The organism is Nitrospira sp. (assembly GCA_029194675.1).
GTDB lineage: Bacteria > Nitrospirota > Nitrospiria > Nitrospirales > Nitrospiraceae > Nitrospira_D.
Genome location: JARFXP010000011.1, coordinates 1 through 14,032 on the forward strand (window position 1 = coordinate 1; position 14,032 = coordinate 14,032).

Genomic DNA, 14,032 nt, shown 5'->3' on the forward strand with positions numbered 1-14,032 from the left:
ATCGCATCGCCCCGCACACCCACATTGAACGTCCATTGCTCATGCGGCGTCCATTGATCTTGCAGCCAAAATTCTTGTCGCGTTTGAATGGTTTGGTTGGATGCCTCCCGCGTAATCACTGGTCCGGAGGGCACGCCGCCACTGTCACCAAACGCAAAAATTTGCGTCGCATTGCTCGCCCGGCTATAGTCGAACTGCATCCCCCCCTTGATCAGGTGCTGATTGTTGAGTACCCAGGTATGGTCCAAGCGAAAGCCCCCGGAATAGGCCGTTCGCCCCTGGTTCGAAGTCTGAGCTGAGTTCACATCGTCCGCGTAGGCTAACGCGTTCAATGGGTCGGTTTGAAAATTCGCTACTCCACGCCGAAAATAGAATCCCAGGTTGAAGAAACTACTCGCATTCACATCATGCCGCCAGACCAATTGGCTATACTGATTGTTTTCGTTTTGGAACTGGTTGATGTCCTTCGAGTTGACAGGGTTGAAGGTCGGATCCTGGGCTTGCAACAGGGCCAACACGCCTTGATCGGCGGTGAGATTGGGAGTCGTGGGAATCTGAAACCTCCCCACAGAGGAGAGAAGAATCCAGCTGAAGTTGTTGCGATTGTCGAGCTGATAGTCGCCGCGGAGATAGGTATTATTCTTCTCGCTCTGATTATGAAAACTCGTGGTGCCCAGCGTCGGAGGGTCGAGCCCTCTGGCGGTGCTGACATAACTGTTCAGAGCGTAGAAGCGGACTTTCTCACCGATCGTCCCACCGTACTCAAACGAAGGGTTCACCGTTTCATAAGACCCGCCGAAACCCTGCAGTGATCCGAACCCCGGCCTCGTGCCGCTCTTGCTCGTGATGTCGACCACCAAAGCCGTCTTGTTGCCGTACTGAGCCTCCATCCCACCCAGGATGATATCGGCTCGTTCCCAGGCGCGGGGCGGCACGATGTCGGCAAAGGCGCCGGTCACCGTGTCGGGAATGGGAATCCCGTCGATGCGAAACTGCTGGTTGGCATGGTCCTGCCGGATGTGCGTCTGTTTGAGCGAGCCATACACCGCGCTCGGCACCGTCAGCATCACTTCATAGACATCGTTGTTGTTCCCTTTCGGAAGAACCTCGATTTCCTTGCGGCTCAACTGATAGGTTGCACTCGATGCTTTATAGGGAATCGGCGGCAGCTGCGAGACGATCTCCAAGGCAATCTCCTGCGTCACCGCCAACGTGAGCGTCACAGGGATCGGCTTATCGGTCCCGATTTTTACGATGACATATTCACTTCTGTACGTACCCTGGACGGCACTGATGGAATAAGTGCCCTCTTGCGGCACTGTGATGATGAACTCCCCCGCCTGGTTCGTGACCCCTTGTGAGACCACGCTCCCTTCCTGATCACGTACCTGGACCATAGCCTGGTCCACTCGCCGAAGATCCTGATTTTGCACAACCCCTTTAATTGTCAGGTTTTGGTCATTCTCCTGTGCATAAACGATTGAACACATACCCGATGCGAGTGCCATAACGATCGTTACGGACGTCGCCACCAACACACACTTCACGACTGGGTACATCATGTCCCTCCGCGCTCACAAACCCATCATCAATGAACGAATGGATGAGGCGCACTGGAATCCCAGGGCCTACCAACCAGGCTGACTGCTTAGCGTGATGGACCAGCTATACTTGAGGAGGAGCGCGGGAAGGACCGACGAGGGAGGGAGCAGCTGATAGAAGAATGGAATCACACGGAGGCTCCTGCTGCCGGACAACATCGCAGACGGTTAATCGTGGAACATCCAGATCAACCGAACCGGCGATATGGTGTTGCACCCATTGACAGATGTCGGTGTCCGAATGTTCGTGACCATCTGAGTCCGCCGCGGCCAGTTCATGGTGGACCTCCTGGGCCACGGCGAACGGCGCCAGTCCCAGGATGATACAGACCATCCCCAACGCGACCCCAACACGGAGCCGCTCGGAAAGAGATCTGAACGTGAGCGAAAACATGGCGGTAGAATAGGCACCCATGGCCAGAATTGCAAGAACTGCGAACAGAGAGCACCATCATACTTGCATACTTGATTGACCGATCGGGTCAACCGGTATGGACTTTTGTTGCCTGATTCGTTACATTGCTACCCCCTTAAAGTGTCAACAAGAACGAGAGATTGGAAGGACGTAACCCCTCATGAATAGACCGATCGACAATCAGCATGTTATTGAAATCAAGGCCTTGCCATCCCCGCGCGCCATTAAGATCAAGCTACCTATTACCGATCAGGCTGCGGCACTCGTCGTCGAAACCCGAGAAGCGATTCGCAGAATTCTCCATGGAAAGGATCGTGACAGACTCCTGGTCATCGCCGGACCGTGCTCCATTCATGACCCCGATGCCGCCTATGAGTATGCCGCCAAGCTCAAGCCGGTCGCCGATGCATTCCGTGACCGTTTCTTGATTGTGATGCGGACATATTTCGAAAAGCCCAGGACCACCGTGGGATGGAAAGGCCTCATCAATGATCCTCACCTTGACGGTACTTGCGATATCGCGACGGGTATGGAGCTGGCGAGAACGATTCTCCTCAAGATCAATCAGATGGGCCTCCCCTGCGGCACCGAATTGTTGGACCCAATCAGTCCGCAGTACATCGCCGACCTCATCAGTTGGACGGCGATCGGGGCCCGCACCACGGAAAGCCAAACCCATCGAGAAATGGCCAGCGGTGTGTCGATGCCGGTTGGCTTTAAGAACGGAACCGAAGGCAGCCTGCAGGTTGCGATTAATGCCATGACCTCCGCCCGCGCGCCGCACCACTTCGTCGGCATCAACGCCGACGGCCAAACGGCGATCATCAAGACCATGGGCAATCCCGACCGCCATATCGTGCTGCGCGGTGGGGGCGGAAGAACCAACTACGAGCCAGAACATGTCGCGACTGCTGAGACCGCAGTAGCCGGCGAAGGTATCGCCCGTCCCATCATGATCGATTGCTCGCACGACAATTCCCGTAAGGACCATACGCGCCAGGGCCTCGTCGCTCGTGAAGTTTTGAGGCAGTTCCGTGAGGGCCGACAGGCGATCATGGGGCTGATGATCGAAAGCAATCTCAATCCCGGCAGACAAGCGTGGAAAGAAGGCGTCGCACTCCTTCACGGCGTCTCCATTACCGATGCCTGTCTTGGCTGGGATGAGACCGAACGTCTATTGACCGAACTCGCCGCGGCAATCATTCCAAAGCCGGTTTTCTAAACTCTATCTTCTCCGGCCATGTAGCTGCGAGCACCAGGCTGCTTACTCGGACAAGGAGTCGCTCACGGCCAATTCACCAATCCTTCGTAGACCCACCAGAGGCCGATCGATGAAAGCAGCACACCGGTCCATAGCTTGAAGTCCACCTCCGGCATGCGCTGAAGCTTGCCTTTTGCGACGATCACCAGCCACCCCGTTGCCACCAACGCCACGGTCATTCCCATCAATGCAGAACCCCACGCCCCAGACGCCACGGCCAACGCCGAGACGATCATGCAGATTTCGAAGGCTTCGATTGCGGCGCTTTTCGTCATGACCAACGTCGTGAAGAAGTTGAACCTTGTTCCACCCGATTCGCTGCTGCTTGGAAACTCCCGCAGAGGATCGTCAACCCACCTCGGCCGTTGCTTGTGCCGCTTCCGACGAACGGACTTGATCAACCAGGACCCGCCGAGCCAGAGCAAGAGGATGCCGACCACGCATTGGAAGAGATGAATGGGAGTACGCGCGAGCCATGGCCAGGCGGAATAGGCTGGGAGAGCGATGAGCAGATTCCCCAGCACCGTTCCGATGATCGCTTCCTTGACGGAGCCGGTTCGAGCCAACGCATAGGCAATCACGGCGGTTTCTAGAAATTCGACGCCGGTGCCCGCAAAAGACGCAAGACATACCTGTAGATTCATAGGAAGAGTGCTGGAGCCCATCCGTCACGAACATTGCACCGCGATATCCCTGTCGGACCTGAACGCTACTTCGAGAAGTATCAGATTAAGCGAGGCACAGTCGAGGACCGCCTCACCGGAGCAACGTCTGGGCGGTAGACGCGATGCGTTGGTTATGCCGCCTTCGCCCGGCTGGACCAGAATCCACCGGCGATCAACGCGAGCGTCAGCGCCTGGAGCATGAGGCTCTGCGCGCTTGGGTGGATTCCCAACATCGGCAGTGAGAAGAAACGCACCGTCGTCGTTTCCAGCACGCCTGCTTCTTGCAGTGCCGCGACCCCATTCCCCACAAAGACGACGGCCATCAGTGCCAGCAGACTGGAGGTGACCGTGAAAAACGGCCCGATCGGCAGACGCACGCTGTAGCGAAGGATCATGCCGCCGATCAGTACCAGGAGCAACGCTGCGGTGGCGATGCCCCACAGCACCGCGCCCTGCCCTGCCGCACCGGCCTGCGACCACAATGTTTCATAAAACAGGATCACTTCGAACAACTCGCGATACACGACGAGGAACGAGATACCAGCCATCGCCCACAGTGTGCGCTTGCCCAGCGCGGCATTGACCTGCTCGCGGATGAAGCGGTTCCAGGCTTGCGCGTTCGCGCGGTTGTGCAACCACCAGCCGACGTATAGCAACATGGCCGCAGCCAGCAGCGCTGTGATGCCTTCGGTCAGTTCGCGACTGGCGCCCGAGATGCTAAGGGCGTAGCGAGCGATGATCCATGTGATGCCGCCCAGCGCCAAGGCTCCGATCCAACCGGCGTGGATGTAGGGTGAGACATCATGTCGCCCCGTCTTGACGGTGAAGGCAACGATGGCTGAAAGCACCAAGATCGCTTCCAATCCCTCGCGTAACAAGATCAGCATGGAAGTTACGAAGGCCGTATTCGGCGATAAGACGCTGCCGAAGAGCGCATCATCGGCGCGGTCGAGCAGTGCCGTGACCTTCGCCGTCTGGGCTGTCACGGTCTCGAACGATCGGCCCTCCTCGATGGCCGCGCGTAGCGCCATCATCTCGCGCTCGATTTCCGTGCGCAGCGGCGCATCAACATTGTCCAGCGCCGATTCGATCAGCTCGAAGCCGTCAAGGTAGGCCGCGATCGCCATGCGCTGTGCATCTTCTCGGTTGCCATTCGCATAGGCTTGCGCTGTTTCGTCGAGTTTAGTACGGGAGAAAGCCAGCGGCCTCTGAGCGGCGGCTTGCAGGGCATGTGGCTGTTGCGTCAGGTACGCGCGCACGGCGTCCATCGATGAACCAGGAGAGGCTTGCTCACTGGGCGCCTCTAACACCAGCCTGTGCAGACTTTCAAAAACTGTTCTGCCCTCGCCTTGCCGCCACAGTGCCTCCCCTTTCGCCACTGCTTGAGAGCTGGCTCGCAGGCCGCCGGCAAAGAAGGCCAATGCCCAGCGGTCGGCCTCGGAAAGTTCGGTGAAGGCGCGCATCGGCGTGCCGCGCACGCCAAGCGTAATGGTATTGTACAGGCCGTACAGACTTCGCTGGCGCATGCGGTTCTCATCCTGTAGGTCGCTAGGCGCCGGTTCCATACCATTGGCCAGTAGTCCGTCGCCGCGACCCTGCGTGCCGTGGCACGCGGCGCAGTGTTGAGCAAAGAGTCTCGCGGCCTGCTGGAGGTCGGGAGGTTGTTGTGGCGCCACACTCAGCTTCCACGCTTGGATCACGCCCATGCGCAGCCGTCCGGTGAGTGCGGAAATTTCGCTGCCAGGAGCCTTGGCTTCGATGCGCGCGAGAAGCCCGCGAGCCTGCTCCAACAACGTCGGCTGCTCGGGAACAGCGGGCAACTGGCCGAGAAGGACTACGGCCTGGGTGGCGAACTCGTGCTGTTCCGCGTACTCCTCTACGTTCACCACCTTGCCATCCTGTACGACCCCGGGGTAATCCATACCGACATAATCCAGCATGTGGACGATGGTCTGTGCCCTTTCCTCGTCATCCGGCGCTGCCATCGCAACGCCGTGCACGATCGAGGCCAGCAGCATCACCGTCAGCCACCACGAGAGCGAGTTCGTCAAGAACAACAAGGTACGTATAGGCTTCATTGCGTCTCGATTTTCCGTGGGCTTCATCCTCTCCCGTTCATGGTCTGCTGTACTTCATTGCGCTAGATGCCTCCACCTCTTTCAGACGCTTCCGCCCGGCTCATGCTGCTGCCTCAGCTATGTCAGGGGTAGTAACACAGCGCACTGAAAAGTATGTGCTTGAGTTCTAACTCCATGTGCAACACTGCAAGCCCAGCTGGGCTAGGGTGTTGCCATGCGAACGAGATCATACCGTCACCTGAGTGCCGACGAACGTGAGACCGTGAGCCTGGGATTGGCCCGGGGCCATTCGCTGCGGATGATGGCCCGAGTGTTGGACCGCGCGCCCAGCACCCTGAGCCGGGCATATGCCCGCAACACGCCCCGAGGCCAACCGTATCGGGCCTGCACGGCGCAGCCCCAGGCGGTTGCCAGATCCCAGCCCCCTCGACGCTCCCGGAAACTTCTGGATCCCTGGCTGTGGCAGTATGTCCGAACCCAGCTGACGCAGGGCTGCTCGCCGGAGCAGATTGCCGGGCGCCTTCGACGCGAGTATCCTGACGACATGGGCCGACGCCTCTCGGCTGAGACCCTCTATGCGGGCTTGTATGTCTTGCCCCGTGGGACCCTGCGGAGCGAACTGCGGGCGGCCCTGCGTCAGGCGCGCAAGGCGCGTCGCCCTCGGTCGCGAGGGACCGATCGACGCGGCCAGATCCCTCACATGACGTCCATTGCCGAGCGCCCCGCCAACGTGGCCGCTCGCACCGTGCCAGGTCACTGGGAGGGCGACTTGCTGAAGGGGGCCCGCAATGGGTCGGCCGTCGGCACCCTGGTGGAGCGGACGACGCGCCTGGTCATCCTGGCCCGGATGGAAGGGACGGATGCGACGAGTGCCCGCGCGGGCTTCACGAAGAAACTCCGACACGTGCCTGCCGCGCTGCGCAAAACTCTGACCGATGATCGGGGCAAAGAGATGGCTGAGCACGAGCGCTTGGCCCAACGGCTCGCGATCCGCGTCTTCTTTGCCGATCCGCATTGTCCCTGGCAACGAGGTCCCAACGAGAACACGAATGGCCTGCTGCGCCAGTCCCTGCCCAAGGGCACGGACCTCTCGGTCTACACCCAACGCGAGTTGAACGCCATTGCCCATCGGCTGAACACGCGCCCACGCAAATGTCTCGACTTTGCCACGCCTCTGGAAGTCTATGCGCACCTGCGCCATCATTCACCCGTTGCACTTGGAACTTGAAACCGCCGCGTAATTAAATATTACCGCGAAAACTAACGTCGTTCGTTTACCTGGATCCCGCTGGCCCTGCGAAGCGCATCGTCGACGGTCAGGCTCGTTGATCGTCAATGAGGTCGCGAGTGACGACTGGCGCAGATCTCGGAATATCGAGAATCGCGGTATCAGGATACCGTCGAGAACTCGTTGCGGCACAAGGCCCGACAGAGGTCCGTTCCGTCCATGTCCGCTGACCATCATTGCATCCTTCCCTTCCACACCTTCCAATGTTGACGCACATCCGGTCAGCCCCGCGGGTAGGATCGTGAGCAGTATCGCGACTGTACGGGACGATATTGACATGCTCGGTTCTTCCCAGAGGGACAGGAGCGAATGACGCGCATATTTTGGCAAGTGCCTGTGCGACAAGTCAATGCGGACCTCAACGTCCCGACCGGGCGTGATTCTCAGCATCAGTGGCACGGGGAATAGCTACGATGATGCAGCGGTCGAGAGCTTCTGCAGCTCGCTGAAGAACGTGCTGGTCCACCATCGCCGCTTCGGGGATCAGACGGACGCGCGCCAGGCCGGGGCGGAATCTATTGAGCCAAAATTCCGCGGTTGATCGGTCTTGATGTAGAATCAGCGACCAAATTCTCTTGTCGGCACAGGAGGTTTGGCATACGAACTCGCCGCCCTGCAGCGTCACCGCTATACCCAAAGATCCGCTTCGCGTGCACCGACCATCCGATCACGGTGTGGGCCGGAGCCATCTTGCTGCGACTGTACTTCTAGCTGATCGGGCTGCGCGCCTCGGAGACCGTCGCCAAGCGAAATGAGTTCGTCCTGCAGCGGATTCTCGTCCTGAAAGTCGAGCAACCGCTCTGAGGCTATCGAGGCATCTGGGCCCATCTGCAGGTTGCTGCGGCTGATGTTGGCCCATGCGCTGCTGGTGGAGCCGGTGGGCTGGACCTACCTTGTCCAAGTCCTGGATTGACACACGAAGAAGATTGTCGGCCACGATGCCGGGAGGCAAGCGAAGCGCACTCACTGGCTCCTGGTGGTGGAGCAGACCGAGCAACACCAATTCCCGGCGTGAGTCCAGAGTCAAGGGCTGTCATTGATGAGCGACACTGGGTTTCAGCCACGTCGGCAGCCTTCATAAAGGCGTACGCGACGTTCGGGATCTCCCAGCCGTTCACGAGCGACAACAATCCGAACGGGAACACCGACATAGAACGGCTCATGCGGACGCTGAAGGAAGAACTCCTCTGGCTCCGGGAGTGGGCGAGTGCTCTGGACCTGGAACGCGCCCTGGCGGCGTGGGTCGATTTGTACAACACAAGGTATTTGCATTCGACTCTCGGGTATCGGAGGCCGTATCAGTTCGAACAAGAGCATCGAGCTACTGTGAGGAACACAGACAGCCTTTCAATCCCGAGAGCTTCTGATCAGTCGAGACCTGTGCGCCTTGGCTCGTTCCTGTTTGGGTTGGTCCTGACCAAGCTCGCATTCTTGGTTATGGCATAGAGCTGAAACCAGGCTCCTCGGCGGCGAAACTCCTCTTGACCACAAGGCAGGGAACGCGAATATCCATCAGTTCATTGAAAGGATATGTGTGATTCCAACATCTATCGACATCCCCACTTGTGAAGTGTGGCCAGGAAAAGCTAGAATATGAACTTCAGCCCTACGAAATAGGTGACGCGGCTACTTGAATCTCCAATCGGAAGCTTTCTTGTCCAACGCACTTCAGCAAGCGTTGGCGTTTCAGCAATCGTTATAGGTGTCGGCACATAGACTTTCAATACCTGTTCGATATCCGGGGCTCGGTCCATAAGAACTAACATCCCTCCGCTGCTAATATTCAGGGATAACGCTTTCCCCCCTTTGACAACATTGGCATTTCCTACCTCTGACGCTGTCATCTCATAAAGAATTGGCCGCAGCAGCGCCGCCCGCTCACTATGGTTTTCATGGCTATCTCTTATCGACCACTCCCATTCCATTGACCCCACGTCCATTCCTCCCCTTAGTAAGATCCTAATTCCTCGGGTTGAAATTGTGTTCTTAAGCAGGATATCGGCTATCCGGACCTCGGCAGGCCTTGTCCGAACGAGCCCCGTCGCCTAATGTCAAATCTATGCGGACTATATTTATCGCATCCTGGATCGACAATACCAATGACGTAGGCTGCTTCCTCAAAGGTATATGTTGACTCCCTCGGAAGTGTTAGGTACTATTCCTGCGTTACCCTAGAGTTTGTTTTTGGACCCAGCTGAGGCTAATTGTTTTTGAGACTCTATATCTCATTAATTTTTCGTGATGTCCTAACACACTTATGACACAAGCAGTTAAAGGTATTGATCAAACAGATGCTCTTGCTGATCAGAGGGCAGGGTCTGGGATAGTGGTGCTGTCAGCATCCATGCAGCTTCTGCATATGAATCGACAAGCTACGGAACTTGCCAAAAAGATCAATGCCGTCGACCAGGGGAGAACTACTACGATCTCAGCGCACGGAGTCCTTCCAACAGCGCTGACGGAGCTTTGTGCGGAAATTATTAAAGCCCTTCACATACGCACAGAAGCCAAGGATTGGGAACAATTCGAACTCAAGCGCATAACGGGTGACCCTAATCAGCCTATCCTTTTAAGAGGCTTTGGCTTACCGGATCGAGGAGGCATCCAAAACGCCCGGCTTGTGGTTACCATGGAAGAGTTGGGTCGGAAACAAAACCTCAATACAGAACATGCTCGAGAACGTTTTCAGTTGACCAACCGCGAGCAATCAGTCGTTGAAAATCTGGCAAAAGGCTGGACCAATAAGGAAATCGCCAATGCTCTCCAGATTACTGAACAAACTGTAAAAGAACACATTAAGCACATCATGCGAAAGACCAACGCTACCACCCGTACTGGAATTCTCGTCCAAATCTTCAATTCTTGAACACGTCGATGTGTCAATGACGCAACAGTGAGTCGAGATTGACACATTGCTACCAGATGAGTCCGTCAAACTCCCTGATTTTAATTACGATTCCAGACGATATTTGTCAGGCCTACCATTTGCATAAGTTCTCTCATTTGGAGCTAGATAATAATGAAGTGTGACGCGTTCAAAGAAAGGCTGTTGGTGGGGTTATTGGGGGTAGCGATTCTTGCCTCAGGCTGTACAACCGGTGCTTCGTCCCAATTGACAGAAGTAAGAAATAGCGGTTTCATGTCACTGTGGAATACCTATGCCGATTGTAAATCAACCTCTGATCTAGCTCAGGCGAGTTCAGATCTGAAGCAACTGCGCTCAGCTAGCCAAGAGGTGAACGAAGGGTTTATCCTGCCGCTGCCAACTCACCTTGAGCGTCTAGTGGCCAACCCAACGAGCCGGGTGGCGGTTGATGTACAAGCAATGGCTGCCTCGTGTGCGCTATACAGCGGAGAGCTAGCCCTTAACCAAGGGCGGACTGATATCGCTCGCGATCTCCTAGTTTCGCTCATCACGCTCCATAAGCCAGAAAGCTCTTACTACGTTCTAAGGGCAAAGACGTTGCTGGCAAGACTTGAGCAAGTGGTCAATGTTTCCTTCAACGTTCGCTAGCTCTCTCTTCTTTCTCTCTGCAGCCAGTTATATAAATCTACATAGAGTTTTGCCGATCGATTCCAAGACAGGTCGGTCTTCATCCCAGCGTGGATCAAGGATTGCCATGTCTGCCGCTCTTTATACACATACAGTGAGAGCAAGAGCGTCGAGAGCAGAGAGTCAGCCGAAGCATCAATGAAATGGAAGCCAGTTGCCTGCCAAGATTTGACCGTTGAAGGTCGAAATGGAACAACGGTATCCGCCAACCCTCCGGTACGACGAACAATAGGTACCGTGCCATACCGAAGGCTATACAGCTGACTGAGACCACATGGCTCATAGCGAGACGGCATAATTACCATGTCAGCGCCGGCTTCCAGGCGATGTGCCATCTGCTCATCAAAACCAAGATGCAGGCCAATGTGATCAGCATATTTGGCTTTGGCTGCACTAAATTGTTGTTCCAACTGGTGATCTCCCGTACCGAGCACTACGATTTGTGTATCTAGGGACATGAGTTCAGGCATCACATCTATCAAGAGATCAAAACCCTTCTGAAAGGTCAGCCGACCGATCACAGCCAACAAGGGAGCATCACGATTCGGCAATCCGAGCTCCCGTTGTAGCGCTCGCTTGCATGTAAGTTTTCCAGACAAATCACCAACCCCATACTGCGCCGGCAGGTAGGGGTCACGCTCGGGATTCCAGATAGCAACGTCGATGCCATTTGTAATCCCTTTGACGCCATCCGTACGGTTTGCCAACACGCCTTCCAAACCACATCCATATTCTGCGGTCATGATCTCCCTTGCGTAGGTAGGACTTACCGTGGAAACAGCATCGGCAAAGACGATGCCGCCTTTCAGACAATTAACTGACCCATAGAACTCGAGGCCGCTTGGGGAAAATAGCGATGGGGGAAGTCCAGTCTTCGCAAACTCTTGGCCAGGGAAGGTTCCTTGATATCCCAGGTTGTGCAGAGTCAGGAGCACATTTAGTTGTTCGAGTCCCTTATACTCGTGAGGAAGAGTTTTCAGATACACTGCGCACAGGGCTGTCTGCCAATCGTGCAAGTGCAGCACATCAACCTTCTCCCCCCGAGTCTCGATCAGGCTACGCACGACTTCAAGAACCGCACGACAGAACAGGACAAACCTCTCTAGGTTGTCCGGATAGTCGTGATGGTCTTGTTGGTAAAGTCCCGAGCGGTCAAAGTAGGGATCGTATCGCACAAACAATACCCGCAACCGATTCAATGTCCCTATCACTGGTACATTCTCTTCTTCCACCGTTATGTCTACGGGCTTCCCATTCACCGGAACAGAAAGTCGCATGGCCGGTTGACGAGACTCACCGGATGCTCGACCTCGGTAATCAGGCATCAGCAATGTCACGTGATGCCCCAACTTCGTCAGCTCGATCGCCAACGCGCCTACCACGTCGGCCAATCCGCCCGTCTTGGCATACGGAACCGCCTCGGAGGCTGCCATCACGATGTTCAATCCGTCTCCTAATGTTGGTGTCATGCGGAGTATTAGCCGGAGGACCTAGGGCCGGGGAGCTTCGTCAAGCCTGGTTCTGAATCGATCCTCATAGGCCCAGGATTTGGCAAGGGCATGCAACTCCTCAGCTTTGAGTTCTTCCTTGTAAACAAGGTGATCATTGAGAAATACTAGGAGCCAACCACGATCCGGGTATGCAAAATACACCCCTTCGCCCGTATCCACGCCAGCCTTCCACCCCCTAGGAGCCTCTCCTGTGGTTACGCGCGATCGCGGAATGACAGTGTAGTCCGGCATCACAAAAAAATAGGTAAATTCACTGTGGTAAAGCGGCGGTTTCCCCCAGACATTCACCACTGCCCTGGTGGTGATTTGATCGAGCACAAGGTTATTGGCTTGTACCAGTTGTTCTTGCTGCTCCAGCGTCGGCATGCTCTTGCAGCCTACGATCCATACGAGTATCAACACTCCACTTAGACACCGTATCGCCGCCCCAATTGTAGCAACAGAAATATTTGTCATCGTGTATCCGAGCCTCACATAAGTCGGCGGGATTTTGGCTCAACCGGTTTCACCGGCTGACAGATGTCGCACTGACATAATTTTCTTAGCAATGAATAAGCATAGATACCGGTATCGTGACCGTCGCTCCATTTGAACTGCAAGGCGTAGCGTCCTACCGGCTCGATATCCTGGAGCATAATCAAGATCGGTACATCCTCTGACTTAAGACGCCGCTCGCCTGTCCACTCATCGACGCAGGCCGCGCAGGGACAATGCTGCCGCAGATAACGTACCGGATAGATGCCCTTGTGGCCATCGCTCCACTGGATTCCCAGCACTCCCTTGTCGAGCCACTCCATATCTTGAGGCTCCAGAGCAGTGGCGGCCATGTGTTCACCTCTCCTCATGTCTGGTTCATCCTGGCGATGCAAGCGATAGGAAGTCAACCGGTGGTAGCCGTTTCCCAGCAACAACTGTGACATACCCTTCAATCGCTTCCTCCACCTCATTGCGCACTTGCCCCGTAGCTCGCAACCGTGTGAGTACCGTAGGAGCCAGTCGAATGGCTTGTTGGAGGAACAAGCGGCTGCCTCGTGAGAATGCGACACATTGAACTCGTTGACGTGAGGCACAGGTCAGGCAGACGATACCTCCGGCGGTCGGAGAAAATTGAGGCTCTCCGATGAAATTCGTCTTCCCACAGGCGGCGCAATGATCAGTCTGCGGGCGAAACCCCGTCAACCCGAGCAGCCTGACCTGAAAAAGGAGCGCCGTAAAGGTCGAGTCTTCGGTTTCGTGGAGCGAGACGAGCCCCTGCTCCAGGGTATCAAACAAGAGCGGGTCCGGATCTCCATCCGGCGTGATCGCTGCTACGACGTTGACCATCCGTGCCGCCGAGGCCATCAAGCGAAGGTCTTCCCGCAGCACTTGAGAGGACCGTACCAGATCGACATGCGAAATCCGAAATAGGGAATCTCCCCTTTTCTCAAATAGATTCAGGCGACACACGCTGAACGGTTCGATCGCACCCCCGAAGCGGCTTTTCTGACGGCGGGCACCACGAGCTACGCCTCGGATTTTACCCAGACTCTTGGAATACAAGGTCACGATTCGATCGGCGTCGCCCCACTTGCGGCTCCGCAGGACGATTGCCGTCGTCTTTACCAGAGGCATCGCTCTCTCCACTCCCATCCGCGATAGAAGCGTGGGGACGCACCAGTCC

At 56.1% G+C, this 14,032-nt stretch carries 14 protein-coding genes; 5 read left to right on the forward strand and 9 right to left on the reverse strand.

Annotated elements, in window-relative coordinates; genetic code table 11:
• Both P0120_24050 and P0120_24055 read right to left on the reverse strand, forming a co-directional pair.
• A partial coding sequence (locus tag P0120_24050; GenBank protein ID MDF0677381.1) for a TonB-dependent receptor occupies positions 1-1,562 on the reverse strand: 1,562 nt, incomplete at its 3' end.
• 103 nt (positions 1,563-1,665) lie between these two features.
• The gene (locus P0120_24055) at positions 1,666-2,016 is read right to left on the reverse strand and encodes a hypothetical protein (GenBank protein ID MDF0677382.1); all 351 of its coding nucleotides are present in this window, start codon (positions 2,014-2,016) and stop codon (positions 1,666-1,668) included.
• Between the two features lie 160 nt (positions 2,017-2,176).
• Here P0120_24055 and P0120_24060 point away from each other — a divergent pair, with 160 nt between their 5' ends.
• Positions 2,177-3,238: a 3-deoxy-7-phosphoheptulonate synthase gene (locus P0120_24060; GenBank protein ID MDF0677383.1), complete on the forward strand. Its 1,062-nt coding sequence runs from the start codon at positions 2,177-2,179 to the stop codon at positions 3,236-3,238.
• A 62-nt stretch (positions 3,239-3,300) separates the two neighbouring features.
• On the opposite strand, the gene P0120_24065 is transcribed toward P0120_24060, so the two are convergent.
• Positions 3,301-3,921, reverse strand: coding sequence for a hypothetical protein (locus tag P0120_24065; protein ID MDF0677384.1), 621 nt, complete (start codon positions 3,919-3,921; stop codon positions 3,301-3,303).
• A 152-nt stretch (positions 3,922-4,073) separates the two neighbouring features.
• Positions 4,074-6,047, reverse strand: coding sequence for a cytochrome c/FTR1 family iron permease (locus P0120_24070; GenBank protein ID MDF0677385.1), 1,974 nt, complete (start codon positions 6,045-6,047; stop codon positions 4,074-4,076).
• 187 nt (positions 6,048-6,234) lie between these two features.
• On the opposite strand from P0120_24070, the gene P0120_24075 reads away from it, so the two are divergent.
• A complete protein-coding gene (locus P0120_24075) occupies positions 6,235-7,248 on the forward strand; it encodes an IS30 family transposase (protein ID MDF0677386.1) in 1,014 nt (337 codons plus the stop codon).
• 1,071 nt (positions 7,249-8,319) lie between these two features.
• Complete coding sequence (locus tag P0120_24080) at positions 8,320-8,754, forward strand: integrase core domain-containing protein (protein ID MDF0677387.1); 435 nt, start codon at positions 8,320-8,322, stop codon at positions 8,752-8,754.
• 140 nt (positions 8,755-8,894) lie between these two features.
• On the opposite strand, the gene P0120_24085 is transcribed toward P0120_24080, so the two are convergent.
• Positions 8,895-9,233 carry a PilZ domain-containing protein gene (locus P0120_24085; GenBank protein ID MDF0677388.1) on the reverse strand — a complete coding sequence of 113 codons (339 nt, stop codon included), beginning with the start codon at positions 9,231-9,233 and terminating at the stop codon, positions 8,895-8,897.
• 332 nt (positions 9,234-9,565) lie between these two features.
• Between P0120_24085 and P0120_24090 the strand changes: the two genes are divergently transcribed.
• Both P0120_24090 and P0120_24095 read left to right on the forward strand, forming a co-directional pair.
• Positions 9,566-10,174, forward strand: a complete 609-nt coding sequence (locus P0120_24090; protein ID MDF0677389.1) for a LuxR C-terminal-related transcriptional regulator — start codon at positions 9,566-9,568, stop codon at positions 10,172-10,174.
• 153 nt (positions 10,175-10,327) lie between these two features.
• Positions 10,328-10,822 (forward strand): hypothetical protein, encoded by a 495-nt coding sequence (locus P0120_24095; GenBank protein MDF0677390.1) that lies wholly within the window; start codon positions 10,328-10,330, stop codon positions 10,820-10,822.
• Here the strand turns inward: P0120_24095 and glgA are convergent.
• From glgA to recO, 4 genes are all read right to left on the reverse strand, one after another.
• A complete protein-coding gene (gene glgA / locus P0120_24100; protein MDF0677391.1) occupies positions 10,819-12,297 on the reverse strand; it encodes a glycogen synthase GlgA in 1,479 nt (492 codons plus the stop codon). The two genes, P0120_24095 and glgA, sit on opposite strands and share 4 nt — an antisense overlap.
• Positions 12,298-12,351: 54 nt before the next feature.
• Positions 12,352-12,738, reverse strand: coding sequence for a hypothetical protein (locus P0120_24105; GenBank protein ID MDF0677392.1), 387 nt, complete (start codon positions 12,736-12,738; stop codon positions 12,352-12,354).
• A gap of 104 nt (positions 12,739-12,842) precedes the next feature.
• A complete protein-coding gene (locus tag P0120_24110; GenBank protein ID MDF0677393.1) occupies positions 12,843-13,199 on the reverse strand; it encodes a DUF971 domain-containing protein in 357 nt (118 codons plus the stop codon).
• A 25-nt stretch (positions 13,200-13,224) separates the two neighbouring features.
• Positions 13,225-13,983 carry a DNA repair protein RecO gene (recO, locus tag P0120_24115; GenBank protein MDF0677394.1) on the reverse strand — a complete coding sequence of 253 codons (759 nt, stop codon included), beginning with the start codon at positions 13,981-13,983 and terminating at the stop codon, positions 13,225-13,227.
• Positions 13,984-14,032 lie beyond the last annotated feature (49 nt).

Bases quoted from the DNA above. Each gene is read 5' to 3' on its own strand.
- recO (MDF0677394.1), bottom strand. From the start codon at position 13,983: ATGCCTCTGGTAAAGACGACGGCAATCGTCCTGCGGAGCCGCAAGTGG.
- P0120_24085 (MDF0677388.1), bottom strand. From the start codon at position 9,233: ATGGAATGGGAGTGGTCGATAAGAGATAGCCATGAAAACCATAGTGAG.
- P0120_24060 (MDF0677383.1), top strand. From the start codon at position 2,177: ATGAATAGACCGATCGACAATCAGCATGTTATTGAAATCAAGGCCTTG.
- P0120_24055 (MDF0677382.1), bottom strand. From the start codon at position 2,016: ATGGGTGCCTATTCTACCGCCATGTTTTCGCTCACGTTCAGATCTCTT.
- P0120_24105 (MDF0677392.1), bottom strand. From the start codon at position 12,738: ATGCCGACGCTGGAGCAGCAAGAACAACTGGTACAAGCCAATAACCTT.
- P0120_24070 (MDF0677385.1), bottom strand. From the start codon at position 6,047: ATGAAGCCCACGGAAAATCGAGACGCAATGAAGCCTATACGTACCTTG.
- P0120_24095 (MDF0677390.1), top strand. From the start codon at position 10,328: ATGAAGTGTGACGCGTTCAAAGAAAGGCTGTTGGTGGGGTTATTGGGG.
- P0120_24110 (MDF0677393.1), bottom strand. From the start codon at position 13,199: ATGGCCGCCACTGCTCTGGAGCCTCAAGATATGGAGTGGCTCGACAAG.
- P0120_24075 (MDF0677386.1), top strand. From the start codon at position 6,235: ATGCGAACGAGATCATACCGTCACCTGAGTGCCGACGAACGTGAGACC.
- P0120_24065 (MDF0677384.1), bottom strand. From the start codon at position 3,921: ATGAATCTACAGGTATGTCTTGCGTCTTTTGCGGGCACCGGCGTCGAA.
- P0120_24090 (MDF0677389.1), top strand. From the start codon at position 9,566: ATGACACAAGCAGTTAAAGGTATTGATCAAACAGATGCTCTTGCTGAT.